Source organism: Streptomyces cavernicola (assembly GCF_029968035.1).
Lineage (GTDB): Bacteria > Actinomycetota > Actinomycetes > Streptomycetales > Streptomycetaceae > Streptomyces > Streptomyces cavernicola.
Genome location: NZ_JASCIQ010000065.1, coordinates 1 through 26232, shown reverse-complemented (window position 1 = coordinate 26232; position 26232 = coordinate 1). Strand labels below are relative to the sequence as shown.

The window sequence follows — 26232 nt, the reverse complement described above, 5'->3', positions numbered from 1 at the left end:
CGGCGCGGATCTCGTGCAGCTCGGCCACGCGGCCGCGGGCGTCTGCGGGCTCACCCGGGGTGTCGTCCAAAACGGTCATGTAGCGACCTTACGAAGCCCACGCAAGAAAACGGGCCGTCGACTCCTCACAGTCTCCGACCCGTTTTCCTGGTACCCCCGGACAGAACCCGTACAGGAACCCTCCGGGGTGCAGCTGATGTGACTGCTCAGGGGGGCGTCGGCTTGTGGGGGTTCCACAAATACGCGGGGTGGTTCAGCTGAGAGTCACCTCACAGCGGTGGCCGCCGCCCGCCGTGCCGGGGGTGATCCGGAGCCGTAGTTCGCGGCCGGTGGCGAGCACCTCCACCGACGGGTCCTTGGCGGTGACGCGGGCGGCCCGGTGTTCCCAGACCAGCTCGAAGGGGCGCCCGCTGCGGGCCGGCTCGCTGACCGTGAGCTGTGCGGTGTCGCCGCGGCGGCGCAGCAGCACGCTGGACGGCGCGGTGACGGTGAGGTCCCTCACCGTACCGGCCGTCCAGAAGTTGGCCGCGGTCAGGCCCAGGGAGGGCACGGCGACGGCCTGCCGGTCGGCGTCGTTGGCGAGGACGGCGAGCCAGCCGCGGTCGGCGGCGCGCTCGGCGAGCTGGGACCGCGAGGCGCCGGGCATCAGCAGGTACACGTACGTGGCGTCGGTGGGGTCGGCGCCGTGGTCGAGCCACAGGGTCTGCCAACGGCGGGTGCGGCGCTCGGTGGAGCTGGTGGTGTTGATGTCGGACCAGGCGCCGGTGCGGTCCTCGCGGAGGGTGCGCAGGCGTCCGCCCGCGATCTCTGCGGGGAAGACCCAGCCGCCGTGCCCTTCCAGGTGGGCCCAACCGGGCTCCACCGTCAGGGAGTTGGAGCCGTTCTCCCCCAGGTTTCGGTTGTCGACGATCGTCTCGACGGGGACACCGTCGCGTGCCGTGATGCCCGCGCCGAGGCAGATCACGGCGTCGGCCGCGCAGAACCAGGACTTGCGGGCCTCCAGGGTGGAGCCGAGGCCCTTGAGGTGCTGGCCGACGGCCGCGTACTCGCCGTCGGTGGCGCCGCCGACCCACGCCGCGTCGGGTTTCGGCGCGCCCCATTCGCCGCCGGCCTTGTCGGCAAGTCGCTTGGTGGAGACGGTGGTTCCGGGCAGCCGGTAGAAGTCGACGGTCGGCCAGAACCAGTCCGTGTATTGATCGGTCCTGCCCTCGGGCCCCCACCAATAGAGCATGCCCGCGCCCGTGTGCCAGCCGCGCGGGTTCTCGCCGTTGCCGCACTCGTAGTACGAGATCCGCTTGGAGGCCATGGAGATGTTCGCGGCCCAGCCGGGGCGGCGGTGCACGGCGCGGTCCATCGCCGTGAACAGCTTGTGCGCTACGGGCTCGGGGGCGGCGGGCACGGGCGCCGACTGGACGGTGTGCAGGCGGGCCAGGTCGTCGATGTCGAACTGGCGGCTGGTGAGAATCGGCGTGACCGTGTCGCGGGCGATCCAGCCCTTGACCATGCCGTGCCAGCGGTCCCGTTCGGCGGGGCTCGCGCCCTGGGCGAGCAGGGCGATCGCGGCGATCAGGGCCAGGCCGTGGAAGTGGTCGGAGCGCATCACCTGCCGGTCGTCGGCCTTGAGGTAACCCCGGCTGATGGCACGGCCGTTGACGCTGTCCATCATCAGGCCGTCGTGGATGAGCGGCGCGAAGGCGTGCTCGACGCTGTCCAGGATGATCTGCCGCTTGGGGTCGACGACCTCCCAGGCGGACCCGGTGAGCAGGGCGAAGAGCCGGCCGAGCCCGTCCATCAGGACCTGCCCGTACGTGCCCGAGTAGGCGACCCAGGTGTGCTGCACGAACGACCCGTCGGCGTAGAGCCCGTCGCCCTTGGTGACGTACGGGAAGACCGGGGAGAGGGCGTCGCGGGCGAGGGCGATCTTGTCGGGGTTGCGGCCGACGATGCCGCGCAGGGCGACCGAGCGGCACAGGTCGACGCGGTTGGCGCCGGTCGACGTGCCGGTGTAGTCGCCGAGCATGCTGTCCGGGATGAAGTGGTCGACGGCCGCGCAGGCCGCTTCCCGCTGCGCCTCGGTGAGCTGGTCGTGCAGGGTGGCGACGATGTCGAGGAGCAGGCGGGGGCTGCCTATCTGCCACTCCCACCAGTTGCCGTAGCGGGTGGTCGACGGGTTGTAGACGGTGGCGGAGAGGTGGTCGAGGCCGCGCACGACGTCCGCGAGGAGGCCGGCGTCGCCGGTGAGTCCGGTGCCTTCCTGCGCGTAGGCCCTGGTCATGGTCCAGAGGCGGCTGTAGCTCTGGGTGATGCCGGCGGGCGGGTCGAAGGGGTGGCCGGGCCAGAGGGAGTCGGCGGTGGGCGCCATGGTGGCGCGGAAGCCGCGGGCGAGTTCGCCGGTCTCCTTGAGGCGGGCGGCGAAGGGTTCGGCGGCCGGGTCGTAGCCGTCGCCGAGCTGGATGGTGAGCCAGCGGGCTCTGAGGGTGTCGAATTCATCGGCCGCTGCGGCCGGTCTCACAGGTCCTAGAACCGTGAGCGCGGCACCGGCTGTCGTCGCTGTCAGGAACGTACGTCGTGTCGTCGGCACGTCTCAACCTCCGCAGTGGAAACGGGCGTTGCCCCAGTCGGCGTGGTCATTACCGTTGCCGTCGCCGCCGTCCCCGACAAGGAGTTCGACGTACTTGGCTCCGCTCACGTCGGCCGTGAGGGCGTGCGCGGCGTCGCTGGCCTTGAGCACCGGCGACTCGGCTTTCCTGGTCCCGTCGGCGGTGACGCTGAACTGGACGCTGCCGCGGGTCGCTTGGGCGTCGTCGACGCCGACCTCCGCCGTGAAACTCGCGCACTTGCCGCCGAGGTAGTAGCGGACCTTGGCGGGCGCGTGGGTGCCGAGGCCCTTCTCGTACGTCACTCCGTCGATCGTCAGCGGGGTGCCGTCGCCGCTGCCGGTGCCGCCGTTGGACAGGTCCCGCTCGACCGGGCCCCAGCCGCTCTCGGCGCTCACCCAGTCCAGGTCACTGGCCCAGCTGTCGGCGGCCGGCGGGGGCGGCAGGGTGCGCACGGCGGTCGTGGCGGCGAGCTCGCGGGTCGTACCGCCGGTCGTGTACGTGCCCCGCGCGGCCAGCTCGTACGTCTTGTACGGGGCGTCGGCGGGTGGGGTGACCTGCCAGGTCGCGGTGGCCCTTGCGCCGGGGGCGACCGGGTCGAGAGCGACCGGTCCCGCGGGCTCGGCGGTCCAGCCCTCGGGCAGGGTGAGGGCGAGCTTGGCGTTCTCGGCGGGGGTCTTCTCGTGGTTGGTGAAGGTCGCGGTGACCTCGTTGGGCTGCCCCGGCTCCAGGACCTCCGCCTTCGGCTGCAGGGACAGGGTGGCACAGGCGGCCTGTTCGTCGGCCGGGCCGAGGTCGGTGACCTTGAGGTTGTCGAGGACGAAGTCGGCGTTGTCGGCGGCGTCGTCGTGCATCCGCAGGCCGGTCCAGGTGTCGCCGCACCCGGCGGTGACGCGCTCATCGAAGTGGGCGGTGGTGCGCTGCTGCGGTATCGGGGTGCGCCGGGTCTCCACGGACTCCGGTTCGCCGTCGGCGAGTTGGTCGTAGCCGGTGACCCAGGAGAAGGACCCGGCGTGCGAGGCCTGGTAGTCGAACTCGACGCGGTAGGCGTGCCCGTCCTGCATCGGCACGGTCGCCGGCGCGGTGCGGTAGACGAGCCCGTGGTTGCCCTCGTGCGTCTTCAGCGACTCGGCGCCGTCGAGGACGTCGTCGATCAGCTTCCCGTTCCAGCCGGACTGGGTGTACGGGGCGTGCTTCTGCGCGATGTGCGTACGCGGGTCGTTGGCGCCGCCGGCCGGGCCCTTGAGGAACGGCCCCCAGCCCTGGTCGACAGCCTCGAAGTCCTCGTGGACGACGGCCCCTTGGGCTCCGGCGGGATCGTTGGCCACAAGGCGTACGTCGTCCACGCGGACCGTGCCCGCTCCCTCGGCGGCGGCGATGCGCAGGGTGGTGCGGCCGTCGGCGGGCGCGGTGAAGGTGACCTTGGCGCGCTGGAAGTAGGTGTCGTGCCAGTCGCTGCCGCCGATGGTGTTCTGCACGGTGGACCGCTCGACGGTGACGTCCTGGCCACCGGCGGAGAGGGTGGTCGGGCGGCTGCGGCCCGGTTCGACCTCGATCCAGGCGGATGCGGTGTAGCGCTCGCCTGCCTCAAGTCCCTTGATCTGCTGGGTGATCGAGGTCGCGTCGCCGCCGGAGAGCCGGGCGCTGTTGCGGCCGAGGGCGTCGGTGTCGCGGGCGACCGTGCCCGTGCTGGTCCAGTCGTCGAGGCCGGCGTCGTTGAAGCCGGGGTCGGCGACGGGCGTGCCCTCGCCCCACGCCGGATCGGCCTGCTCGGGTGCGCGGCCCTCCGGGTGGAGGACGTACGCCTGGCCCTTGTCGGCCTTCAGGGTCACCTTGCCGTCGGACGCGGTGACCGTACCGGCGTCCTCGCGGCCGTTGTCGGTGAGCTTGTGGACGGTGTACCTGCCGCCGCCCGGCACGGCCCAACTCGTCGTGCCGCCCGCCTCGTTGTAGTGGTACAGCTTCTTGCCGCCGTCCCAGGGCAGCAGATAGGCATCCCCGGCGAGCACCTTGCGCCCGTCCTCGTACAGGGCGCGCTCGCCGCCCTCCACGGTGCCGTGGACGCCGCCGGAGAAGTCGATGCGGTCCTTGGTCCACTTCTGGATGTCGTGGTGCTGGAGGTACTTGGCGGGCAGGTTCTTCCGCCACACGTTGTCGGTGAACGCGGTGAAGTCGTTCTCGCCGGTCCAGCCCTCGAAGTCGACCAGGGCGGTCTGGCCGAGGATCGGGTGGTCGTTCCAGACGTCCTTCTCGCCGTTGCGGATGAACCGGATGATCTGCGAGTTGAGGCCCTTGTTGGTGGCGCCGCCGTAGTCCAGGTCGTTGGCCCAGTGCGACCACAGCGAGGCCCGCTCGAACTTGTCGGCCCACTCGGTGGCGACGTTCCAGCCCTGGCCCTGTACGGCCTTGAGCGTCTGGTCGGCGATCCAGCCGTGCGTGTAGTACACGTCGACGTAGAGCAACGACAGGTTGGGGTCGGTCTCGTCCCGCAACTCCCGGAATCTACGGGCGAGTTCACCGCCGTTGAGGTCGCGCCGCTGGTCGATGTAGTAGCTCTGGTTGAGCCAGTTCCAGCCCGGCTTGGTCTTGTCGACGAGCTGCTCGTCGAAGGCCTTCGCCTCCGGGTACGCCTCGGTCGCGTTGACGTGCACGCCGAAGGTCGCGCCCCACTCCTTGCCGCCCTTCAGCAACTTGTTGAGGTCGGCGAGGCCGCCGGCGCGCTTGTTGACGTTCCCGCCGTAGTCGGGGTGCGCGGAGTCGTGCCCCTCCGAGGCGTACCCCTTGAGCAGGGCCAGCTGCCCCAGCCCGTCGGTGGCGAGCGAGACCCGCTTGATGTCGTCGAGGGTGCGGAGGAAGGGGTGCGTGGCCTGGCTGGCGAAGTTGAACGGGATATGGGTGATCACCCGGTCCGGGGTCTGCTCGGCGCCGGGCGCCCGGACGCCTATGGAGCGGAAGGCGACGGCCCCGTCCTGCCAGTCGACGACCTCGTCCCCGTTGGCGTCGGGCGTGACGACGACCTTGGCCCACGGCAGATCGTCCTTGCCGACCCCCTGCGCCCCCTCACCCCGGTAGGTCCACTGCCCGGACCACACCCCGACCCGCGTCTCGCCGCCCTCGCCCTTCCGCGCCTGATGCCAGAACCGCGCGTCGTCCCCGCCCGTGGCCCCGCTCGGCTTGTCGTACGACGAGTTGGACTCCACGGCCGCGGCGAGCTTCCCCGTGTTGACGATCGCGTACGAGGCGCCGACCGGGGCGCTCTCGGCCGGGCTGTCCGCGGTGACCTTCCCGAAGACGTCGGCGGTCCTCGTGGAGTCCGGGTCGAGCCGGGTGAACGCGGTCTCCGCGCCCTGGTCCGCACTGCCCACCGAGACCAGGTCATGCCCGGGGATGTCGAGGGTGCCGACCCGGAACGCCTCGGTGTCCCGGACCGCGGTGACCTTGAACGTGGTGGCCCGCCCCGCCACCGACAGCTCGGCGTCCAGCTCGACGCCGGGCAGGCCCGCGAAGGTCAGGGTGTACGCGGCGACGGCCCCGTCGACCTCGGGCGCGCCCTTGACGGTCGCCCCGTACGCCTTGCCGTTGAGCACGACCTCGGTGACCGGGCGGGTGGAGCCGAGCAGCCGGGCGCCCGTCGCCCGGTCGGTGTAAGACACGATGCGCGGGAAATCGGCGGCGACCTCCACGTCGAGCTGGGCCGAGGAGATCACCTGGGACTGGAGCGCGGGGGCGTCGGGCACGGCCACGGCGGCGCCCGGGAGCACGACGGCAAGGGATGTTGCGGCGGCGAGCGCGGCGCACGCCGCACGGAATCTTCGCGACATGGTGCGTGGGTAGCGGCGCACGGAGTGCGGGGTCAACGGCCCGGGGGTTTCCTGGTCGGGACAGTCCAAGAAGCGGCGTCCTTAAGTCCAAGGGCGCCGCTCCACGAGCCCGATCAGTACCGCTGCTCACGCCGCCGCACATGCAATGTGAGCACCGTCACAACGAAAAGGTTGAAAATTGAACTTGATGGAGCTAGATTAGACCTCGTTGAACATTCAACCTCCTGCTTCGGAGTCGCTCCGGAGCCCGTCCCCCTCAGGAGCAGTCATGGGCATCTTCGGCCGCAAGAACGACACCGCCACCCCCGTCGCCCCCGCCGCCGTCAACCCCGAGCTGGCCGCGCTGACCGGCGCGTACACGATCGACCCGTCGCACTCGAAGCTCGGCTTCACCGCCCGTCACGCCATGGTGACGAACGTGAAGGGCTCCTTCGCGGAGTTCGAGGGCAAGCTGCAGCTGGACGGCTCCAACCCGGCCGCGTCCACCGCGAGCCTCGACATCAGCATGGACAGCGTCGACACCGGCTCCGCCGACCGTGACGGCCACCTGGCGAGCGCCGACTTCTTCGACATCGAGCAGTTCCCGATGATGACGTTCCGCTCCACCTCCGCCGAGGCCCTGGGCGGCGAGGACTACCGGATCACCGGCGACCTCACCATCAAGGGCGTCACCAAGCCGGTCACCATCGACCTGGAGTTCAACGGCTCGGCGAAGGACCCGTTCGGCAACGAGCGCGTCGGTTTCGAAGGCACGGCCACGATCCTGCGCTCCGACTGGGGCCTGAGCTGGAACGCCGCGCTTGAGACGGGTGGCGTGCTGATCTCGGACAAGATCAAGCTGAACTTCGACATCTCGGCGATCAAGGCCTGACCACGCCCCCGCGGGGACCGCTCCCCCGCACCCCATGAGCTGCGCCCGTCCTCCGTTATCCCCCGTCGGAGGACGGGCGCTCATGCGTGCTCCGCAACCCCGCCAAAGCCCTTCGCAGTGCGACCTCCCTCGCCTTGGCCGTACGCGCCCTGAGCAGCGGCAACGCGAGGAGATAGGCGTCCGTCCGGCCCAGCTTCCCGTACGCCCGTCTCGCCACGGGGTCGGCGTCGAGCGCGGTGGCCAGATCCTCCGGAACGGTCGCGTCCTTCTGTGACGCGTACGCCGCGTCCCACCGTCCGTCCGCCTTCGCGGCCTCCACCTCCGCGAGCCCCGGCCCGCGCATCCGCCCCTCCGCGGCCAGCTCGGCGACCCTGCGCACGTTGACCTGCGACCACTGGCTGCGCGCCCGTCTCGGCGTGATCCTCTGCAGGTAGTGCGTGGCGTCAAGTCCCTTGCGCTGACCGGTGATCCAGCCCCAGCACAACGCCGCGTCGTTCACCTCGCCCGCCGTCACGGACTCGATGCCCGAGCCCTTCTTGGCTACCTTCACCCAGAGCCCGGCCCGCACGTCGTGATGCCGCTCCAGCCAGGCGTCCAGGCCGACGAGATCCGCGAACTCCAGTGTTTCGGTCATGAGTTGAATCCTCCCACCCGCCACTGACAGTCACCCGAACTCGCACCACACGACCTTGCCGGGGACCCGGTCCCCCACACCCCACCGGTCGGCGAGCACGCCGACGAGATGCAGACCCCGGCCGCGCTCGGCATCGAGGCCCGCATCGGGTGCGCGCACCTCGCCGTCACCACTGTCGTGCACCTCCACTCGTACGGTGCCGTCCGGCCGGCGGTCGATCCGCAGCAGGTATCCACGCCCCGGCGGTACGCCGTGCAGCACTGCATTGGTGGCGAGTTCGCTCACACAGAGCGCGATGTCGTCGGACCGTTCGGTCACATCCCAGTCCTTGAGAGCGCATCGCACGAACTCCCGGGCCCGCGCCACGGACCTGCGCTCCCGCAGATAGAACGCCTCGCGTACGTAAGGGAGTTGGGGTTCCTCGTTCATACGGTGACTGTCACAGGGCGTGACTAAGCTCAACCAATGAGTCAACTCGTACAACGGTTTTGTACGGGCTCAGTACGGAGTCGTACGGCACGACGGGGGAAGAGAGCGCGCATGCACCCGGCGAAGAAGCCCAGGAAGAGCACCTCGTGGTGCGTGGTCGGCGCGCAGCTCGCCCATTTCCGGAAGAAGGCCAGACTCACTCAGTTCCAGTTGGCGGAGGAGATCGGAGTTCACGTCGACACGATCGCGTCGATCGAGCAGGGCCGTCGCGCCCTGCACATCGACCTCGCCACGCGGCTGGACCAATTACTCGACACAGGCGGGGTGTTGGCGATCGGCGCGAGCCACGTGCCGACGCGGGAGCGGTTCCCGGCGTTCGCGCAGGATTTCATCGAGTACGAGCAGGAGGCGCTGACTCTGCTGTCGTACGAGAACCAGGTCGTGCCGGGCCTTTTACAGACGGAGGACTACGCAGCAGCGGTCTTCGGCTGCCTGTTCCCTCCCATCACGCCGGAGGAGAGCGGGGAACGGCTGTCCGCGCGGCTCGACCGGAAGCGGATCTTCGAGCAGAAGCCGTGGCCGCCGATGATGAACTTCTTGCTGGAGGAGGTCACCCTCCAGCGACCCATCGGAGGGCGTCAAGTGCTACGCGCGCAGCTCCAGCATCTCCGCCAGTGCGCTGAACTCCCCTTCCTGGGGCTGCAGATCATCCCCACCCGCCGCGAGAGGCACGCAGGGCTGGCTGGACCACTCGTACTGCTCGAAACCACTGACCACGACCAACTCGCCTACATCGAGGGGCAACGCGTTAGCTTCCTCGTCGATGATCCAGACGAGGTCAGCGTCCTCCAACAGAAATATGGGATGCTGCGTTCGCAGGCCCTCACCCCCGAGGAGAGCATGAGCCTGCTGGACGATCTGGCGGGAGAATCATGAACTGGTTCAAGTCCAGTTACAGCAGTGACGAGGGCGGCAACTGCCTCGAAGTCGCCTATGAACAGCAGGAGTTGAGTACCGCCACCGCCGTGCACATCCGCGACTCCAAGAACCCCGGCGGGCCGATCCTCACCGTCGACCCTGCCACCTGGGATGCCTTCGTCGGCGCGCAGCGACTGTCATGACCCGGCCGCAGGCGCGGTGATGGCTTCCGGGATTGCCCGCAAGGGTTTTGACGCCGTGCTGTGTGACCTCGACAACGTGATCCGGTTCTACGACCTGGCCGCCCTGGCCGCGCTGGAGCGAGCCGTGGGGCTGGCCGAGGGCACCACCGCGGAGGTGGGCTACGCGCCCGAGTTGGACCTGCCGCTGCTCCTCGGCAGGATCACCACCGAGGAGTGGGCGGAGTCCATCGCCTCGGCGCTCGCCGATCGCGTACCGCCTGACCGTGCCCGCGAGTTGGCCAGGGCGCTCGCCCACGCTCCGTTCCGAGCGGACGACGAGGTCGTGGGTCTGCTGCGACGCGTGCGAGAACACGTGCCCCTGGTTCTGGTGACCAACGCGACCCTGGAGTTGGAGCGCGACCTGGAGTCGATGGGGCTGGCCGATCTGGCCGACGACGTCGTCAGCAGTGCCCGAGTGGGCGTGGCCAAGCCCGACCGGGTGATCTACGAGATCGCAGCCGAGCGGGCAGGGGTCGCCGTCGACAGGTGCCTGTTCGTGGACGACCAGCTGAAGAACGTCGAGGCTGCCGTCTCGCTCGGGATGACCGGTGTGCGCTACCGAGGGCCCGCCGACCTGCACAGAGCACTGCCCCAGGGATGGAGAGCATGACGAAGGAGAGGGGGGCACCCCGGAGGCTGCCGTCGTCACCGTGGGTCTGGCCTCGGGCGACCCGTCGGGCACGTACGGGAGAACGCCGGTCAGGCCCTGTTCGTCAGGGGTGGGCGGTGCCTGGTACCGCGGCTTGCAGGGTTGTCGCCGCCGCGGCGATGCAGGAGGCGAAGTCCTCGCGGCCTTCGGCCTTGAGCCAGCGGGCGAGGGCGTTCTCGTAGGCGACCAGGGCGATCTGCGCGACGATACGCGCGGTGTCCTCGTCGGCGCCGCGGTGAGTCAGGGCTGCGCAGACCACCTCGGCCAGCTCGGCGAGCTTCGTGCGGTCGCGTTCCTTGAGTTCCGGGATGGCCTCGATCAGCGCGCGGCGCCGGGCCAGGTTCCGTTGGTGGGCGATGAGCAGCGAGCCGACCCGGGCAAGGGCCTCAAGAGCTGTCGCGAGGGGCGGCGTGCCAGGGCAGACGGCGCGTACGGCCTGGTAGAGCTCGGGCGGCGTTTGGCCCGTACCCGCGAACATCACCTCGCGCTTGTCCGCGTAGTAGCGGAAGTACGAGCGGCGGGTGACGCCGGCGCGCTCCGCGATGTGCGTCGCGGTCACGGCGTCGTAGCCGCGCTCCTCGAACAGCTCCGTCGCGGCGTTCGCGAGCCGCCAATGCGTCGCCACGTCCCACCTGCCCATGGCCCCCCCCTACAAAACAGTGTCTCACTGTGTCATCACCCTACTCTCCGTGATGACACAGTGAGACACAAAAAATCCGACCCTATGCCGGACGGCCGCTGCCCTGAGGGGAGTTGGGGTTCCGGATGCCGTCGATGATGCGGGTCCAGTTCTCCTTGCCGTGGCCGTCGGCGAGCGCGCGCAGGTAGTGCGACCGGACCGCCTGCGGGAGCGCGAGGTCGACGCCGAGGGCGGTGCTGGCGTCGGCGATGTGGTCCGCCGTCGCGCCCATCATGGTCACCGTGCTCAGATGGCCCGGGTGCTCGCCCGCGTCGATCTGCGCGCCGACGTCCTCACCGGCCCGGATCATCGCCGGGATGTCGGTCAGCGTCGGCAGCAGCTCCGGCACCGCCTCCGCCGCGGTGATCCCGGCCGTGCCGAGCAGCGCGGTGGCGTGCAGCAGCGCCGAGAGGCTCGTCAGGAAAACGTCCAGGTGGGCCAAGTACATCAACTGCGCCAGGCCCGCGTCCTCGCCGAGATGGCGCGGCGCTCCGATCAGGGACAGAGCCGGACGGTGCGCCTCGAAGACCTCGCTCGGCCCGCTGTAGTACACGTACGCCGCCTCGGTGCCCACCATCGGCGCGGGAACCATCACGCCTCCGGTCAGGAACCGCGCCCCGTGCCCCGCCGCCCAGTCCGCCGCCTCGCGGGCACGATCGGGGGTGTCCGAGGACAGGTTGACGAGCGTGCGGCCGGCCAACTCCGGTGCGGCGTCGCGGAGTACGTCGTACATCGCCTGGTAGTCGGTGAGGCTGAGGATCACCAACTCGCTTGCGGCGACCGCCTCGACGGGCGAACCCGCCAGAGTCGCACCGTCGGCCACGACGCCCTCGGCGCGGGCGGCGGTACGGTTCCAGACGGTGACCGGATGGCCGGCGGCGAGCAGCGTCCGGACCATGGCCTGACCCATCGGGCCGAGGCCGATGAGCGTCACGGGAGCGGGAGTTGCGGCGTTCACGCGGCACCTCCGGCGCGCAGTCCCTCGTACACCCTCGCAAGTCCTTCCTCGCCGCGGCCCGCGGCGATCTCTCTGCTGATCAGTGTCTGGACGGCGGCGATCGGCGCCGGGTCGACGCCCTCCTCCGCGCTGGCCTGCACCAGGTGCGACAGGTCGGAGAAGTGCAGGCTCTGCTGGCCCGGGACGGTGTAGTCGCCGCCCTCGATGACCTTCGCGTACGCGGCGAGCTCCTGTGTCATGGCGGCCAGGAACGGGGCCTGCCGGGCGGCGAATTCGGGTGCGCTCATGCCCATGGCGGCGACCATCGCGGCACCGTGGAAGAAGCCCGTGAACATCTGGTACATGCCCGACAGCATCGCCAGGTCCACCAGCGCGGCCCGGCCGGCGTCCGCGCCGTGGAACTCGCTGGCGGCCCAGAGGTCGAAGGTCGGCTGCAGCCTGTCGTACGCGGCCCGCGAACCGCTGTAGAAGATCTGGCCCGTGCCGGATCCGATCATGGCGGGTACGGCCATGATCGCGCCGTCGAGGTGGTCGATGCCGTGGTCCGCCGCCCAGGAGGCGAGGGCGCGGGACTCGTTCGGCGTCGTGGTGGTGACGTTGACCAGGGTGCGGCCGCGCAGCGCGTCCGCGACCGGGCCGAGGGTCGCCTGGACCGAGGAGTGGTCGAGGAGGCAGGCGACGACCACCGGGCTCGCCGTCACGGCCGCGCGCACCGAGTCCACGACGCGGGCACCGCGGGCCGCGAGTTCCGGGGCACGGCCGGGGGTGCGATTCCAGACGGTCACAGAACGGCCGGCGTCGAGCAGCGTGGACGCGAGGACACTGCCCATCGCACCGAGGCCGAGCACGCTCACCTCGGTCAACTGGTGTGGTTTTCCTGCGGGTTGGTTCATGCCGACCATGCTGCGCAACGCGGTATCGTCGCGGAAGTACCCACTATTTACTGCGGTACTTACCTCTTGGTAAGTGAGGAGCAGCCATGGCGAAGGCACCGCGCAACGGCCCCTACATCTGCGGCATCGACGCCGCCCTCGACGTCGTCAGCGGCAAATGGAAGGGGCTCGTCCTCTGGGAGCTGCACACGTACGGCGTCCGGCGCTTCGCCGAACTGCGCCGCGCGCTGCCGGGCGTGAGCGAGAAGATGCTGACCCAGCACCTGCGGCAGATGGAGGAGGACGGCCTCGTCCACCGCAAGGTCTACGCGGAGGTGCCGCCGAAGGTGGAGTACTCGCTGACCGAGTCGGGTGCGGCGCTCAACGAGGCGCTGCGGCCGCTCGGCGAGTGGGGGCGCGACCGGATCCGCCGCGATGCGCTGGACGTCGTCGCCGGCTGAGCCCCGTCCGGCCTGGGACTGGTCAGAACCCGCCGCCGAAGTCGCCGCCTCCGAAACCGCCGCCGTCGCCGAAGCCGCCGCCGAAGTCACCCGAGCCGAAGTCGGAGCCCGAGACGTCGCCGCCCTCGAAGCCGCCCGCGCCCGCGCCGTAGTCGGTGGCCGCGTAGGCCGGGCTGGCCATCATGTTGCCGAGCATCGTGCCCATGAGCAGGCCCGGCAGCAGGCCGCCGCCGAAGTAGCCGCCCGCCCAGGGGCCGTACACCGGGCCCGCCTCGTAGTAGGGGCGGCGGCCGTAGGGGGTGTCGACGGTGCGGACGTCCGGGGAGTCGCCCGCTTCGATCCGCGTACGGTCCGCCGCGCAGACCGGCACGTCTCGCCGCGTACCGCCCTCGGGGGCCCAGGACACGTCCGCGACGGCCGGGCCGTGGCGCGGATCGAAGAAGCAGGGGGGCCTGCGGGCCGGCAGCTCGCGGCCCTCGCGGCGCGCGGCCAGGACGGCGAGCGCGAACCGGCCGTCCTCGATCGCCTCGGTCACGCCGCGCACGTCGTCGGGCCGTTCGGCCTTGCCCATCAGGGACTTGGCCCGGTCGTAGGCGTCGAGGGCGTGCTCGTAGTCCGTGCGCATCTCGTCCGTCGCGCCGGGTTCGCCCGGGTGGAAGTCCAGGCGGTCCAGCTCCTCGCCGAAGGCGGTGATGTCCTCGTCGACGACGACCCGCAGCTTGGCGAGCGCCGCCCACTCGGCGTCGGCCTTGCGCTTGCGGTTCCGCTTGACCAGGGCGTACGCACCGGCGCCGCCGGCCAGGGCGACCGCGCCGAGACCGATCAGGCCGCCGGCGTCGAAGTCGTCGGCGGCGGTGTCCCAGGAGGACGGGGCGTTGCCGGCGGCACTCGTGACGGCCAGGTCGGCGAAGCTGTTCAGGCGGTCGGCGATGGTCCTGCCCTCGATGGCGACCTTGAGGTTGTCGACACCCTGCGCGGGCAGGACGACCCGGTCGGCCTTCGCGTCGAAGTCGGCGCCGACCTGGATGCCGTAGAGCCCGGTGACGCCCGTCTGGGCGCGGAGCTTCGCGAACAGGTCCGTCTTCGGGTAGTCCGCGGGCAGTACCGCCACGAACACCGGCTTGTCCGCGTTCTCGATCTTCGTGGCGAGGGCGTCCGCCTCCGCGGCCGGGAGCAGGTCGGTGGCCGCGGGGTCGACGTAGACGGGGCTCTTCCGCAGAGCCTGCGCCACTTCGGACACGGGCGTCTCGGCCTGTGCCCCGGGCGCCGCGGCGAAGGCGACGCCCAGGGCAAGGAGTAGCGCAAGGACCACTCGGACGGTGATCCGTACCGATATGAGGGGCCTCATATCTCGACGGTAACTCCGCCGGCCGGCATTCGACCGGTCGCGGACCGGGGTTACTCGGTGGGTTACTCGGTGGGCTCGACCCCGGCGCGCAGCAGCCCGTACGTGTACGCGTCCTCCAGGGCCTGCCAGGAGGCGGCGATGACGTTGTCGGCGACGCCGACCGTGGACCACTCGCCGGTGCCGTCGGAGGTGGAGATCAGCACGCGGGTCGTGGAGGACGTGCCGTGCGTGCCCTCCAGGATGCGGACCTTGTAGTCCACCAGCTCCAGCTTGGCGAGCTGCGGGTAGAAGCGCTCGAGGCCGACGCGCATCGCCATGTCCAGGGCGTTGACCGGGCCGTTGCCCTCGGCCGTGGCGACGATCCGCTCGCCCTTGGCCCACAGCTTCACCGTGGCCTCGTTGGCGTGCGTGCCGTCGGGGCGGTCCTCGACGATGGCGCGCCAGGACTCGGTGCGGAAGTAGCGGCGCGGGCGGCCCTCGGCCTCCTCGCGGAGCAGCAGCTCGAAGGAGGCGTCGGCCGCCTCGTACGAGTAGCCCTTCAGTTCGCGCTCCTTGACGCGCTCGACGACCCGGCCGACGAGGGCGCGGTCGCCGCCCAGGTCGACGCCGAGCTCCTTGCCCTTGAGCTCGACGGAGGCGCGGCCCGCCATGTCGGAGACCAGCATGCGCATGGTGTTGCCGACGAGCTCGGGGTCGATGTGCTGGTACAGGTCCGGGTCGACCTTGATCGCGGAGGCGTGCAGGCCGGCCTTGTGCGCGAAGGCCGAGACACCGACGTACGGCTGGTGCGTGGAGGGGGTGAGGTTGACGACCTCGGCGATGGTGTGCGAGATCCGGGTCATCTCGGCGAGCGCGCCCTCGGGCAGCACGGCCTTGCCGTACTTGAGCTGGAGGGCGGCGACGACGGGGAAGAGGTTGGCGTTGCCGACGCGCTCGCCGTAGCCGTTGGCGGTGCACTGGACGTGGGTGGCGCCCGCGTCGACGGCGGCGAGGGTGTTGGCGACGGCGCAGCCGGTGTCGTCCTGGGCGTGGATGCCGAGCCGGGCGCCGGTGTCGGCGAGCACGGTGGCGACGACGGCCTGGACCTGCGCGGGCAGCATGCCGCCGTTGGTGTCGCAGAGGACCACGACGTCCGCGCCGGCCTCGGCGGCGGTGCGGACGACGGACTTCGCGTACGTGGGGTTGGCGCGGTAGCCGTCGAAGAAGTGCTCGCAGTCGACGAAGACGCGGCGGCCCTGCTCGCGCAGATACGACACGGTGTCGGCGATCATCGCGAGGTTCTCGTCGAGCGTGGTGCGCAGGGTGAGTTCGACGTGCCGGTCGTGGGACTTGGCGACGAGGGTGACGACCGGGGCGCCCGCGTCGAGGAGGGCCTTGACCTGCGGGTCGTCGGCGGCCTTCACGCCGGCCCTGCGGGTGGCGCCGAAGGCCACCAACTGGGCGTGCTTGAAGTCGATCTCCTGCTTGGCGCGGGCGAAGAACTCGGTGTCGCGGGGGTTGGCGCCCGGCCAGCCGCCCTCGATGAAGCCCACGCCGAAGTCGTCCAGGTGCCGGGCGATGGTCAGCTTGTCCGCGACGGTGAGGTTGATGCCCTCGCGCTGCGCGCCGTCGCGCAGCGTGGTGTCGAAGACGTGGAACGAGTCGTCGGGGGTTCCCGTGCTTACCGTCATGCTGATCTGGCTCCTGTATTGGGATCTCGGCCTACCGGAAGGACCGGTTCCACCGTCCCCTTATGATCCCTCGCGCTCTGCTCCCGGCGGGAGGTGGGCCGGGAAAACAGAAAAACCTCTCGCGGGTGCGAGAGGTCTGCGCGCGGGTCTGGGACGACGGTGTCCGCTCGTACGGATTCGTACGGAGCGGTCACTGCGGACCGGCGCGCTCGCTGCGAATAATCATCGCGGTGCGGAACACGTGGCGAGCTTTGCACAAGTTGCCCCTCTCGTGGGGCTAGGTCTCACTATGCGGTCGGCCCGCGACGTGGCGTACGTCACCGGCCGTCCGGCTGTGAGGTGCCGCCAGGAGATAAGGGACATCAGCGCACAAAACCTCCACGCGTCGCTGCACGGTCCCGAGGGTGGTCCGGACCTACGATGCTCGCGCTTCTGTTGTGAACACGACACCCCCCACCCTCACGAGACACCCCTGTCGGGAGGCAGCACGTGAAGCGCACCCTTGCCCTCGCCGCGACCCTGGCGGCACTCCCCCTCACCCTCCTACTGCCCGGCTCCCCCGCCGTCGCCACGCCGGGCGCCGACGGACCCTCGCCCGAACCGGGCGTCCGGATCACCGGCGACGCGTACGAGCGCAGCACCGCCCTGGCGCAGGAGCTCGGCGAGCGCAGCGCGGGCAGCTACCTGGACGCGCGCTCGGGCGACTTGATCACCACCGTCGTCGACGAGGCGGACGCCGCACGGGTGCGGGCCGCAGGCGGCACCCCGAAGGTCGTCGAGCGCACCGGCGCCGAACTGCGGGCCGCGACGCGCGTGCTGGAGAGGGACGCGAAGATCCCCGGCACCAGCTGGGGCGTGGACCCGAGACGGAACCAGGTGGTCGTCGAGGCCGACTCGACCGTCTCGGAGCAGGAGCTGGAGCGGATCGAGAGAGTCGCCCGCGGCCTCGAAGGCGCGGTCCAGGTCAATCGCGTACCGGGCGAGTTCAAGCGGGAGGTGGCGGGCGGCGACGCGGTCTACGGCGGCGGCTACCGCTGCTCGGCCGCCTTCAACGTCGCGTCCGGCACGACCCGGTACTTCCTCACGGCCGGACACTGCACGGACCTGGCCGCCTCGTGGGGCGGCTCGTACAGCGGCTGGCCGGTGATCGGGAAGCGCACCGGCTCCAGCTTCCCGGGCAATGACTACGGGATCGTCAAGTACACGTCGAACACGAACACCGGCGGCCGTGTGAACCTCTACAACGGCCGCTACCAGGACATCACCAGGGCCGCGAACGCTGTCGTGGGCCAGGCGATCAAGAAGTCCGGCTCGACGACCAGGGTCACGTCGGGCACGGTCAAGCGGACCAACGTCACCGTGAACTACGGCAACGGCGACTACGTGTACGGCATGGTGATGACCACCGCCTGTTCGGCCAGCGGCGACAGCGGCGGCGCGCACTTCGCGGGGACGACGGCGCTCGGCATCCACTCCGGCTCCAGCGGAACGTGCGTGAACGGCGTCGGCAACGCGGTCTTCCAGCCGGTCAGGGAGGCGCTGGCGGCGTACAAGGTGAACGTGTACTGAGCCGCCCCGCCCGCGAGGAAGAGCGGCGCACCCCCGCTCGGGGTGCGCCGCTCTCGTCATGTGCCCAGCGCCTCGTCCAGGAACTCCCGTACGTGCGCGAGGACTTGGGCCCGGTCCGTGCCCGGCAGGCCCACCGCCACATGCAGCGAGAAGCCGTCGAGCAGGGCGCGGAGCCGGGCCGCGAACCGCTCCGGGTCGACACCGCGCAGCTCGCCGCGCGAGACGCCCTCGGCGAGCAGCGCCACCAGGTCGCGGTGCCAGGCCTTCTCGATGGCGGCCTGCCGGCCGCGCGACTCGGCTTCCTCGTCCGCGTACTGCGAGCGGTTCCAGACCTCCAGCCACAGCGTCCAGTGCGGGTCGCGGGGCACGTCCGGGACGTAGAGGTCGACGAACGCGTCCAGGCGGGCGCGGGCCGGCTCCGTGGAGTCGAGGAGGCTTCGGCGGTGCTCGCCGAGGCGGCCCTCGCTCCACTCCAGGGTCTGCAGGAGCAGCTCGTCCTTCGTCTTGAAGTAGTAGAGGAGGTGCCCGCTGCTCATGCCGACCTCGCGGCCGAGCGCGGCCATGGTGAGCCGGTCGAGCCCGCTGTCCGCGATCATCGCCATGGCCGCGGACAGCACCTGGTCACGCGGCGGTGCGTTCCTGCGCGCGCGGGCGGCCGGGGCCATGCGGGTCTCTCCTCGGTTCACACGGTGGGGCCGGAAAAGCGGCTCACACCTTGGGCTGCTGCTGGGTGATGCAGTGGATGCCACCGCCTCCCGCGAAGATCGTACGGGCATCGACCAGGGTGACGGTCCGGTCCGGGAAGAGCCGGCGGAACGTGCCTGCGGCGAGCTCGTCGCGCGGGTCGTCGAAGGAGCAGAGCACCACGCCGCCGTTGCAGAGGTAGTGGTTGATGTACGAGTAGTCGGCCCAGCCGCCGTCCTCCTCGCGGGTCTTGGTGGGCGCCGGGACCTCGACGACGGTGAGGCGGCGGCCCTTCGCGTCGGTCTGCGTGCGCAGGAACTCGACGTTCTCCTTGCAGGGCTCGTGGTCGGGGTGGTCCGGGTCGGGCTGGGTGTGCACCACGACGACGCCGGGCCCGGCGAAGGCCGCGACTATGTCGACGTGGCCGAGAGTGCCGTAGCCGTGCGGCGGGTAGTCGGCGGTGAGGCCGCGCTTCAGCCAGATCGCCTTGGTGGTGCCGAGCTTGGCGTGGATCTCCGCCTCGACCTGTTCCTTGGTCCAGCCGGGGTTGCGCTCGGGGCCGAGCTGCACGGTCTCGGTGAGGAGCACGGTGCCCTCGCCGTCGACGTGGATGCCGCCGCCCTCGTTGACGAGCGACGAGCTGTGCACGGGCACTCCGGCCAGGTCGGCGACGTACGCGGCGACCTTCTTGTCGTGCTCCCAGCTGGCCCACTCCTGCGCGCCCCAGCCGTTGAACACCCAGTCGACGGCGGCGAGTCGGGTGCCGTCGGTGACGAAGGTCGGGCCGATGTCGCGCATCCAGGCGTCGTCCAGCTCCCGCTCGACCAGCTCGATGTCGGGGCCGAGCAGGGCGCGTGCGGAGGCGGACTGGCCGGGGCCGTGGACGACGGTGACCGGTTCGAAGCGGCGGACGGCGCGGGCCACGGAGGCCCAGGCGGCGCGGGCCTCGGCCAGCTCGTCGGAGGACGAGAACGTGGTGTTGGGGCCGGGCCAGGCCATCCAGGTGCGCTCGTGCGGGGCCCACTCGGGCGGCATGCGGAACGTCATGGGGAATCCTTCGCGTACGGCGGGAAGTTGATGGAGCGTCAAAGTCAGAGGAAGTAGAGCCGGTTGAGCGACATGGACTCGGCCGGCTCGGAGCGCAGCGGGTCGCCGTCGAGGGTGACGAGGCCGCTGCGGGCGTCCACGTCCACCGCGCCGATACGGGAGTTGAGCCGCAGGTCGGCCGGGCCGATGCCGCGGGTGCCGCGCACGGCGACGCGGCGGCGTCGGGTCGGCATCAGGTCGTGGCCGCGGTCGATCGCGGCCTGCGCGACGAAGGCCACGGAGATCTCCGCCGGGGTCGCCCCGTGCGCCCCGAACTGCGGTCCGAGGACGAGGGGTTCGCAGGTGTCGGTGGCGGCGTTGGGGTCGCCGGTGACGCCGTACGCGGGGAAGCCTGACTTGAGGACGAGCTGCGGCTTGGCGCCGAAGAACTGCGGCGTCCAGAGCACGATGTCGGCGAGCTTGCCGACCTCGATGGAGCCGATCTCGTGCGCGAGGCCGTGCGCGATGGCGGGGTTGAGGGTCAGCTTGGCCATGTAGCGCAGGACGCGGGCGTTGTCGTCGTGCGCGCCGTCGCCCGCCATCGGGCCGAGCTCGGCCTTCATCTTCCCGGCCATCGCGAACGTACGGCGTACGGTCTCGCCGGCCCGGCCCATGCCCTGCGCGTCGGACGAGGTGATGCCGATCGCGCCCAGGTCGTGCAGCACGTCCTCGGCGCCCATGGTTCCGGCGCGGATGCGGTCGCGGGCCATGGCGGCGTCGCCGGGCAGGTCCGTCTTCAGGTCGTGGACGGAGACGATCATGCCGTAGTGCTCGGCGACGGCGTCCCGGCCGAAGGGCAGGGTCGGGTTGGTGGACGAGCCGATGACGTTCGGGACGCCCGCCATCTTCAGCACGTTGGGTACGTGGCCGCCGCCGCAGCCCTCGATGTGGAAGGCGTGGATCGTCCGGCCGTCGAGGACGCTGAGGGTGTCCTCGACGGACAGGCATTCGTTCAACCCGTCGCTGTGCAGGGCGACTTGGACGTCGTGTTCCTCGGCGACGCGCAGCGCGGTGTCCAGGGCGCGGGTGTGCGCGCCCATGTCCTCGTGCACCTTGAACCCGGAGGCGCCGCCCTCGGCGAGCGCCTCCACGAGCGGCGCGCCGTCGGAGGACGAACCGCGCGCCAGGAAGCCGATGTTGACGGGCCAGGCGTCGAAGGCGCCGAAGGCGTTGCGCAGCGCCCAGGGCGAGTTGACGCCGACGCCCCAGACGGGGCCGAACTCCTGGCCGATGATGGTGGTGACGCCGGAGGCGAGGGAGGCCTCCATGACGCGCGGGGACAGCAGGTGGACGTGGGTGTCCACGGCGCCGGCGGTGGCGATCATGCCCTCGCCGGAGACGATGGTGGTGCCGGTGCCGACGACGACGTCCACACCGTCGAGGGTGTCGGGGTTGCCGGCCCGCCCGATCGCGGAGATCCGCCCTTCCCGGATGCCGATGGACACCTTCCGGATGCCCTGCACGGCGTCGATGACGAGGACGTTGCTGATGACGACGTCGCAGGTCTCGCGTACGGCGGCGGCCTTGAGGTGCAGTCCGTCGCGGGCGGTCTTGCCGAAGCCGGCGAGGAATTCGTCGCCGTGCTTCTGCGAGTCGGCCTCGACGCGGACGACGAGCCCGGAGTCGCCGAGCACGACGTGGTCGCCGGCGCGGGGGCCGTGCACGGAGGCGTACTCGCGGGGGTCGATGGGCCGGTCGCCCGGCCCGTCATGGTGGCTGTGCTTGGTGGGTCGGCTCATGCCCGGTCTCCCTTCGTGACCCCCAGGTAGCCGCAGGCCTCGGCGCGGCGCAGGGCTTCTTCCTTCGCGCCGGGCGCGTCGAGCTCCCCGTCGACGAGGCCGGCGAAGCCGATCGCGACCCGCGCGCCCCCGATCGGCACGAGGCCGACCTCGGCCTCGCCCCCGGGGTCGAAGCGGAACGAGGCGCCCGCCGGGATGGCGAGCCGCATGCCGTACGCCGCCGAGCGGTCGAAGTCGAGCCGCGGGTTGGCCTCGAAGAAGTGGAAGTGCGAGGTCACGCTGACCGGCACGGACGCGGTGTTGCGTACGAGGAGGCGCACGGCGGGTTCGGGCTCGTCGTGCGGCGGTCCGGGCAGGATCGCGCCGGGTGCGGAGTCGCCGAGGGAGCCGCCCCGCAGCGGGTCGGAGACGACGGCGAGGCGGGAGCCGTCGTCGAAGACGGCCTCCACGTGCACCTCGGTCACGACGTCGGCGACGCCGGGCAGCACGTCGTCCGGGCCGAGCACGGCGCGGGCCCGTTCGATCGCCTCGGCCAGGCGCAGGCCGTCGCGGGCGGCCTCGCAGACGGTGTCGGCGATCAGGGCGGTCGCCTCGGGAACGTTGAGTCTGAGGCCGCGGGCGCGGCGGACGCGGGCCAGTTCGGCGGCGTTGAACAGCAGCAGCCGGTCCCGTTCGGTCGGGGTGAGTCGCACGGCACTCCCTCGCTTCCAGTTAGTACAGCACTCTAAACCCATTTCAGGGATCGGCAAAGGATTGACGCGCAACCTTGACGTCCCTCACATTGTTCAGGCTCGCTGTTATTGAGCAGCGCTCTAAACTTTCGCTTTGAGTGCCGTTCGCAACCCTCTCGTGCCGTCCACCGAGAACTGTTCCTTCCCGCCGCAATCCCACCGACAGGGGACTCGCCCATGCCGATAGAACAGCGCGGAGTAGACACCATCCCGGAAGCGGAACGCACCAGCGGTCCGCGCGATCTCATCTCGATCCTGCTCGGCTCCAACCTCTGCCTCGGAGTCATCGTCTTCGGCTGGCTGCCGCCGTCCTTCGGGCTCGGCCTGTGGCCCTCGGTCACGGCCATCGTCGCGGGCACCGCCGTCGGCGTCGTCGTGACCGCGCCGCTCGCCCTGGTCTCACTGCGCACCGCCACCAACCTCTCCACGTCCAGCGGCGCGGCCTTCGGCGTACGCGGCCGCCTCATCGGCTCCGTGGTGGGTCTGCTGCTCTCCCTCGGCTACACGGCACTGACCCTGTGGATCGGCGGCGACGTCATGATCGGCACGCTGGCCCGGCTCATCGGGATGCCGGACGGCGGCCTGGTGCACGGTCTCGTGTACGCGCTGCTCGCGGGCGCCACCGTCGTCGGCGCCGTCTTCGGCTACCAGCTGCTGCTCCGCCTCAGCAAGGCGCTCGCCGTCGGCATGACGGTCCTGCTCGCCCTCGGCGTGTTCGCGTACGCGGGCGACTTCACCACGGCCGCCCCGCCCGAAACCCCGTACCTGCTCGGCTCGTTCTGGCCGACCTGGCTGTTCGCCGCGGTCGCCGCGGGGCTCAGCGGACCGGTCGCGTTCATCACCCTGCTCGGCGACTACTCCCGCTACATCTCCCCCGCCCGGCACAGCTCCCGCTCGGTCCTGCGCGCCACGGGCATCGGCCTGACGGTCGGCCTGCTCCTGCCCCAGCTCTTCGGCACGTTCACCGCGCTCGCCGCCCGCGCAGGCCTCGACTACGCGGGCCCGCTCGTCGACGCGGCCCCCGTCTGGTACCTGGTCCCGCTGCTGCTCGCCGCCACCGCGGGCTCGGTCGGCAACGCGGGTCTGATGCTGTACTCGATGGGCCTCGACCTGGACGCGATCGTCCCGCGCGCGAGCCGCACCCAGGCGACGGTGATCGTCGCCGTGGTCGCCACCGCGTTCGTGTTCCTGGGTCACTTCGCGTGGAACGCCCAGTCGGCGATGACGTCCTTCGTCCTGCTTCTGACGGCGATCGGCACGCCCTGGGCGGTGATCACCCTCATCGGCCACCGGCGGCTGCGCGGCACGTACGACGCGGAGGCCCTCCAGGTCTTCAACAACCGCTCCCGCGGCGGCATCTACTGGTTCCGCGCCGGCTGGGAGCCCCGCGCCACGGCGGCCTGGGCAGCGGGCGCGGTGATCGGCCTGGCCTCGGTCTCGACCCCGCTGTACGAGGGCCTCCTGCTTCCCCTGACCGGGGGCGTGGACTGCAGCTTCGTGCTGTCGGGGGTGGTGGGGGGATTGGTGTACGCGGTGCTGGGGCCGCGTGCTGTGAGCGCCCCGGCGGCGACGCTCACGAAAACGCCGGACGAGCTCGTGAGTTGAGCGAGTCCGGCGACGATCGCCGGGCGGGCACGCATCGAGCCCGCCCGGCGATCGAGGACGAGGCCGGAGGCCGATGATCCAGCCCGTCCGGCGTTTGAGGACGAGCCGGAGGCGATCGACGTTCAGGTGGTCGACGGCACGCCTCCGGCACGTCCCGGCAAGGGCCTAGCCCAGCACGTGCATCCAGCCGTGCTTGTCCTCCGCCTTGCCGCGCTGGATGTCGAGCAGCGCCTCACGCAGCTTCATCGTGGCGGCGCCCGGCTCCCCGTCGCCCTGGGTCCACTCGGCGCCGTCCGTCTTGACGGTGCCGACGGGGGTGATCACCGCGGCCGTACCGCAGGCGAAGACCTCGGTGAGCGTGCCGTTCGCGGTGTCCTCGCGCCACTGGTCGATGGAGACGCGCTCCTCCACGGACTCGAACCCGAGGTCACGGGCGACCTCCAGGAGCGAGTCGCGCGTGATGCCCTCCAGGATCGAGCCGGTGAGCTTCGGCGTGACGATCTTGTTTCCGTACACGAAGTACAGGTTCATGCCGCCGAGTTCCTCGACCCACTTGTGGTCCACGGCGTCGAGGTAGCAGACCTGGTCGCAGCCCTGCGCCGCGGCCTCGGCCTGGGCGAGCAGCGAGGCGGCGTAGTTGCCGCCGGTCTTGGCGTCGCCCATGCCGCCGGGCACGGCGCGCACCCGGTCCTGGGAGGCCCAGATGGAGACGGGCTTCACGCCGCCGGGGAAGTACGCGCCGGCCGGCGAGGCGATCACGACGAAGAGGTACTCGCTGGCCGGCTTCACGCCGAGCCCGACCTCCGTGGCGATCATGAACGGCCGCAGGTACAGCGACTCCTCGCCGCCGTGCGCCGGCACCCAGCCCTTGTCGTGCTGGACGAGCAGGTCGCAGGCCTCGACGAAGGTCTCGACCGGCAGCTCCGGCATGGCCAGGCGGCGGGCCGAGGCCTGGAAGCGGCGGGCGTTGGCGTCGGGCCGGAAGGTGGCGACGGTGCCGTCGGGCCGGCGGTAGGCCTTGAGGCCCTCGAAGATCTCCTGGGCGTAGTGCAGGACGTTCGTCGCGGGGTCGAGCGACAGCGGACCGTACGGCACCAGCTGGCCGTCGTGCCAGCCGCGCCCCTCCGTCCACTTGATCGTGACCATGTGGTCGGTGAAGTGGCGGCCGAACCCGGGGTTGGCGAGGATCGCTTCGCGCTCCGCGTCGGAGAGCGGGCTGGAGGAGGGCTTGAGCTCGATCGTGGGCGTCGTCATGAGTGCTTGTCCTTCACCGTTTCGTGTGTGTCGGACCGCGCTCACGCCGCCCTGAGGCGACTGTCTCGTATCTCGCTTACCCGCATTCCGCGGCCCAGGGTCCGATTATCGCTCGGGCGGGGCTCTGACTGAAACGGTGTGGGTGCGGTCCAGATGTCGATGGTGGCACCCGGCAGCGCATACGAGAAGCCGCCGGGTGCGTGTGCGACCCGGCGGCTGGGGGTGTCCCTGTGTGGTTCCGGCCGGGTCAGCCGGCTACTCGCCCGGCGAGCGCGTCGCCGATCTCGTCCGTGGTACGGGGCGTCTCGCCGCGCTCGGCCAGGTCGGCGGAGACGGCTTCCTCGATGCGCACGGCCTCGGCGTCGTACCCGAGGTGGCGCAGGAGCAGCGCGACGGAGAGGACCGTGGCCGTGGGGTCGGCCTTGGCCTGTCCTGCGATGTCCGGGGCCGAGCCGTGCACGGGCTCGAACATGGACGGGAACTCGCGGCCCGGGTTGATGTTCCCGGAGGCCGCGACGCCGATGCCGCCGGAGACGGCAGCGGCGAGGTCGGTGATGATGTCGCCGAAGAGGTTGTCGGTGACGATCACGTCGAAGCGGGCCGGGTCGGTGACGAGGTAGATCGTCGCGGCGTCGACGTGGATGTAGTCGGTGGTGACCTCGGGGAACTCCTGGGCGACGCGGTTGAACACGTCCGTCCACAGGTGACCGGCGTACGCCAGGACGTTGTTCTTGTGGACCAGCGTCAGCTTCTTGCGCGGGCGGGCCTGGGCGCGGGCGAAGGCGTCCCGGACCACGCGCTCGACGCCGAAGGCCGTGTTCACGGAGACCTCGGTGGCGACCTCGTGCGGGGTGCCCTTGCGGATGGTGCCGCCGTTGCCGGTGTACGGACCCTCGGTGCCTTCGCGTACGACGATGAAGTCGATCTCGGGCTGGCCCGCGAGCGGGGTGGAGACCCCCGGAAGCAGCCGGCTCGGGCGCAGGTTGACGTGGTGGTCGAAGAGGAAGCGGAGCTTCAGCAGGAAGCCGCGCTCCAGGACGCCGGACGGGACGCTCGGGTCGCCGATCGCGCCGAGGAGGATCGCGTCGTGCTGCTTGAGCGCGTCCGCGTCGGCGTCGGCGAGGGTCTCACCGGTGGCGTGGTACCGCTTGGCGCCGAAGTCGAACTCCTTCGTCTCCAGCTTCACATCCTGCGGGAGCACGGCGGAGAGCACCTTGAGCCCCTGGGCTACGACCTCCGGGCCGATGCCGTCGCCGGGGATGACTGCGAGATTGATGCTGCGAGACATGTTTTTGAGGGTACGCGCTGTCTTACCGGGTGAGCACAAGGTGTCCGCAATTTGGACGCACCCCCAGGGGCTCCGCCCCGGCCCCGCTCCTCAAGCGCCGGAGGGGCTGATCTCTCAGCCCGTCATG

General features: G+C 70.8%; 22 protein-coding genes. 7 read left to right on the top strand and 15 right to left on the bottom strand.

Translation table 11 applies throughout. From position 1 onward, the window contains the following. Nucleotides 1-253: 253 nt before the first annotated feature. Both QIS96_RS36285 and QIS96_RS36280 read right to left on the bottom strand, forming a co-directional pair. Nucleotides 254-2581 carry a polysaccharide lyase 8 family protein gene (locus QIS96_RS36285; protein WP_282547136.1) on the bottom strand — a complete coding sequence of 776 codons (2328 nt, stop codon included), beginning with the start codon at nt 2579-2581 and terminating at the stop codon, nt 254-256. A 3-nt stretch (nt 2582-2584) separates the two neighbouring features. Then, nucleotides 2585-6418 carry an endo-alpha-N-acetylgalactosaminidase family protein gene (locus QIS96_RS36280; protein WP_282547135.1) on the bottom strand — a complete coding sequence of 1278 codons (3834 nt, stop codon included), beginning with the start codon at nt 6416-6418 and terminating at the stop codon, nt 2585-2587. Between the two features lie 268 nt (nt 6419-6686). Here QIS96_RS36280 and QIS96_RS36275 point away from each other — a divergent pair, with 268 nt between their 5' ends. Further along, entirely contained in the window at nt 6687-7289 is a 603-nt protein-coding gene (locus tag QIS96_RS36275) for a YceI family protein (protein WP_282547134.1), read from the top strand. A 55-nt stretch (nt 7290-7344) separates the two neighbouring features. Here QIS96_RS36275 and QIS96_RS36270 read toward each other — a convergent pair whose 3' ends face one another. Next, complete coding sequence (locus tag QIS96_RS36270; RefSeq protein ID WP_282547133.1) at nt 7345-7923, bottom strand: YdeI/OmpD-associated family protein; 579 nt, start codon at nt 7921-7923, stop codon at nt 7345-7347. Nucleotides 7924-7953: 30 nt separating this feature from the next. Further along, nucleotides 7954-8352 (bottom strand): ATP-binding protein, encoded by a 399-nt coding sequence (locus QIS96_RS36265; protein ID WP_282547132.1) that lies wholly within the window; start codon nt 8350-8352, stop codon nt 7954-7956. A gap of 111 nt (nt 8353-8463) precedes the next feature. On the opposite strand from QIS96_RS36265, the gene QIS96_RS36260 reads away from it, so the two are divergent. From QIS96_RS36260 to QIS96_RS36250, 3 genes are read left to right on the top strand one after another with little or no spacing between them, the layout of a single operon-like run. Next, on the top strand, nt 8464-9288 hold the full coding sequence (locus QIS96_RS36260) for a helix-turn-helix domain-containing protein (protein ID WP_282547131.1): 825 nt from the start codon (nt 8464-8466) through the stop codon (nt 9286-9288). Further along, nucleotides 9285-9473: a DUF397 domain-containing protein gene (locus QIS96_RS36255; protein ID WP_282547130.1), complete on the top strand. Its 189-nt coding sequence runs from the start codon at nt 9285-9287 to the stop codon at nt 9471-9473. The genes QIS96_RS36260 and QIS96_RS36255 overlap by 4 nt, the downstream gene beginning before the upstream one ends. A 19-nt stretch (nt 9474-9492) precedes the next feature. After that, on the top strand, nt 9493-10122 hold the full coding sequence (locus QIS96_RS36250) for an HAD family hydrolase (RefSeq protein ID WP_282547129.1): 630 nt from the start codon (nt 9493-9495) through the stop codon (nt 10120-10122). Between the two features lie 103 nt (nt 10123-10225). Here the strand turns inward: QIS96_RS36250 and QIS96_RS36245 are convergent, their stop codons facing one another. The 3 genes from QIS96_RS36245 to QIS96_RS36235 all read right to left on the bottom strand — a co-directional run bounded on the left by QIS96_RS36245 (nt 10226) and on the right by QIS96_RS36235 (nt 12691). Continuing rightward, on the bottom strand, nt 10226-10801 hold the full coding sequence (locus tag QIS96_RS36245; protein WP_282547128.1) for a TetR/AcrR family transcriptional regulator: 576 nt from the start codon (nt 10799-10801) through the stop codon (nt 10226-10228). Nucleotides 10802-10883: 82 nt separating this feature from the next. Next, nucleotides 10884-11798: an NAD(P)-dependent oxidoreductase gene (locus QIS96_RS36240; RefSeq protein ID WP_282547127.1), complete on the bottom strand. Its 915-nt coding sequence runs from the start codon at nt 11796-11798 to the stop codon at nt 10884-10886. Continuing rightward, a complete protein-coding gene (locus QIS96_RS36235; RefSeq protein ID WP_282547126.1) occupies nt 11795-12691 on the bottom strand; it encodes an NAD(P)-dependent oxidoreductase in 897 nt (298 codons plus the stop codon). Before QIS96_RS36235 ends, QIS96_RS36240 begins: the two co-directional genes overlap by 4 nt. A gap of 86 nt (nt 12692-12777) precedes the next feature. Here QIS96_RS36235 and QIS96_RS36230 point away from each other — a divergent pair, with 86 nt between their 5' ends. After that, a complete protein-coding gene (locus QIS96_RS36230) occupies nt 12778-13131 on the top strand; it encodes a winged helix-turn-helix transcriptional regulator (RefSeq protein WP_282547125.1) in 354 nt (117 codons plus the stop codon). 22 nt (nt 13132-13153) lie between these two features. On the opposite strand, the gene QIS96_RS36225 is transcribed toward QIS96_RS36230, so the two are convergent. Together QIS96_RS36225 and cimA are read right to left on the bottom strand one after the other, a co-directional pair. Beyond that, nucleotides 13154-14479, bottom strand: a complete 1326-nt coding sequence (locus tag QIS96_RS36225; protein WP_282547124.1) for a hypothetical protein — start codon at nt 14477-14479, stop codon at nt 13154-13156. 62 nt (nt 14480-14541) lie between these two features. Continuing rightward, complete coding sequence (gene cimA, locus QIS96_RS36220) at nt 14542-16149, bottom strand: citramalate synthase (protein WP_282547123.1); 1608 nt, start codon at nt 16147-16149, stop codon at nt 14542-14544. Between the two features lie 489 nt (nt 16150-16638). Here cimA and QIS96_RS36215 point away from each other — a divergent pair, with 489 nt between their 5' ends. Further along, entirely contained in the window at nt 16639-17718 is a 1080-nt protein-coding gene (locus QIS96_RS36215) for a S1 family peptidase (RefSeq protein WP_282547122.1), read from the top strand. Nucleotides 17719-17774: 56 nt separating this feature from the next. Here the strand turns inward: QIS96_RS36215 and QIS96_RS36210 are convergent, their stop codons facing one another. The 4 genes from QIS96_RS36210 to ureA are packed head-to-tail and all read right to left on the bottom strand — an operon-like array spanning nt 17775 to nt 21919. Further along, nucleotides 17775-18383, bottom strand: a complete 609-nt coding sequence (locus QIS96_RS36210) for a TetR/AcrR family transcriptional regulator (RefSeq protein ID WP_282547121.1) — start codon at nt 18381-18383, stop codon at nt 17775-17777. 43 nt (nt 18384-18426) lie between these two features. Further along, complete coding sequence (locus QIS96_RS36205) at nt 18427-19449, bottom strand: agmatine deiminase family protein (protein ID WP_282547120.1); 1023 nt, start codon at nt 19447-19449, stop codon at nt 18427-18429. 44 nt (nt 19450-19493) lie between these two features. Further along, nucleotides 19494-21227, bottom strand: coding sequence for an urease subunit alpha (locus QIS96_RS36200; protein WP_282547119.1), 1734 nt, complete (start codon nt 21225-21227; stop codon nt 19494-19496). After that, the gene (ureA, locus tag QIS96_RS36195; protein ID WP_282547118.1) at nt 21224-21919 is read right to left on the bottom strand and encodes an urease subunit gamma; all 696 of its coding nucleotides are present in this window, start codon (nt 21917-21919) and stop codon (nt 21224-21226) included. The genes QIS96_RS36200 and ureA overlap by 4 nt, the downstream gene beginning before the upstream one ends. Before the next feature lie 216 nt (nt 21920-22135). On the opposite strand from ureA, the gene QIS96_RS36190 reads away from it, so the two are divergent. Next, entirely contained in the window at nt 22136-23563 is a 1428-nt protein-coding gene (locus tag QIS96_RS36190) for a cytosine permease (RefSeq protein WP_282547117.1), read from the top strand. Nucleotides 23564-23728: 165 nt separating this feature from the next. Here the strand turns inward: QIS96_RS36190 and QIS96_RS36185 are convergent, their stop codons facing one another. After that, nucleotides 23729-24817, bottom strand: a complete 1089-nt coding sequence (locus tag QIS96_RS36185) for a branched-chain amino acid aminotransferase (protein ID WP_282547116.1) — start codon at nt 24815-24817, stop codon at nt 23729-23731. Nucleotides 24818-25064: 247 nt separating this feature from the next. Next, the gene (locus QIS96_RS36180; RefSeq protein ID WP_282547115.1) at nt 25065-26105 is read right to left on the bottom strand and encodes a 3-isopropylmalate dehydrogenase; all 1041 of its coding nucleotides are present in this window, start codon (nt 26103-26105) and stop codon (nt 25065-25067) included. Nucleotides 26106-26232 lie beyond the last annotated feature (127 nt).

Excerpts from the sequence above, each read along its gene's own strand:
- QIS96_RS36280 (WP_282547135.1), bottom strand. The coding sequence starts at position 6,418 with ATGTCGCGAAGATTCCGTGCGGCGTGCGCCGCGCTCGCCGCCGCAACA.
- QIS96_RS36275 (WP_282547134.1), top strand. The coding sequence starts at position 6,687 with ATGGGCATCTTCGGCCGCAAGAACGACACCGCCACCCCCGTCGCCCCC.
- QIS96_RS36270 (WP_282547133.1), bottom strand. The coding sequence starts at position 7,923 with ATGACCGAAACACTGGAGTTCGCGGATCTCGTCGGCCTGGACGCCTGG.
- QIS96_RS36265 (WP_282547132.1), bottom strand. The coding sequence starts at position 8,352 with ATGAACGAGGAACCCCAACTCCCTTACGTACGCGAGGCGTTCTATCTG.
- QIS96_RS36260 (WP_282547131.1), top strand. The coding sequence starts at position 8,464 with ATGCACCCGGCGAAGAAGCCCAGGAAGAGCACCTCGTGGTGCGTGGTC.
- QIS96_RS36255 (WP_282547130.1), top strand. The coding sequence starts at position 9,285 with ATGAACTGGTTCAAGTCCAGTTACAGCAGTGACGAGGGCGGCAACTGC.
- QIS96_RS36250 (WP_282547129.1), top strand. The coding sequence starts at position 9,493 with ATGGCTTCCGGGATTGCCCGCAAGGGTTTTGACGCCGTGCTGTGTGAC.
- QIS96_RS36245 (WP_282547128.1), bottom strand. The coding sequence starts at position 10,801 with ATGGGCAGGTGGGACGTGGCGACGCATTGGCGGCTCGCGAACGCCGCG.
- QIS96_RS36235 (WP_282547126.1), bottom strand. The coding sequence starts at position 12,691 with ATGAACCAACCCGCAGGAAAACCACACCAGTTGACCGAGGTGAGCGTG.
- QIS96_RS36230 (WP_282547125.1), top strand. The coding sequence starts at position 12,778 with ATGGCGAAGGCACCGCGCAACGGCCCCTACATCTGCGGCATCGACGCC.
- QIS96_RS36225 (WP_282547124.1), bottom strand. The coding sequence starts at position 14,479 with ATGAGGCCCCTCATATCGGTACGGATCACCGTCCGAGTGGTCCTTGCG.
- cimA (WP_282547123.1), bottom strand. The coding sequence starts at position 16,149 with ATGACGGTAAGCACGGGAACCCCCGACGACTCGTTCCACGTCTTCGAC.
- QIS96_RS36210 (WP_282547121.1), bottom strand. The coding sequence starts at position 18,383 with ATGGCCCCGGCCGCCCGCGCGCGCAGGAACGCACCGCCGCGTGACCAG.
- QIS96_RS36205 (WP_282547120.1), bottom strand. The coding sequence starts at position 19,449 with ATGACGTTCCGCATGCCGCCCGAGTGGGCCCCGCACGAGCGCACCTGG.
- QIS96_RS36200 (WP_282547119.1), bottom strand. The coding sequence starts at position 21,227 with ATGAGCCGACCCACCAAGCACAGCCACCATGACGGGCCGGGCGACCGG.
- QIS96_RS36190 (WP_282547117.1), top strand. The coding sequence starts at position 22,136 with ATGCCGATAGAACAGCGCGGAGTAGACACCATCCCGGAAGCGGAACGC.
- QIS96_RS36185 (WP_282547116.1), bottom strand. The coding sequence starts at position 24,817 with ATGACGACGCCCACGATCGAGCTCAAGCCCTCCTCCAGCCCGCTCTCC.
- QIS96_RS36180 (WP_282547115.1), bottom strand. The coding sequence starts at position 26,105 with ATGTCTCGCAGCATCAATCTCGCAGTCATCCCCGGCGACGGCATCGGC.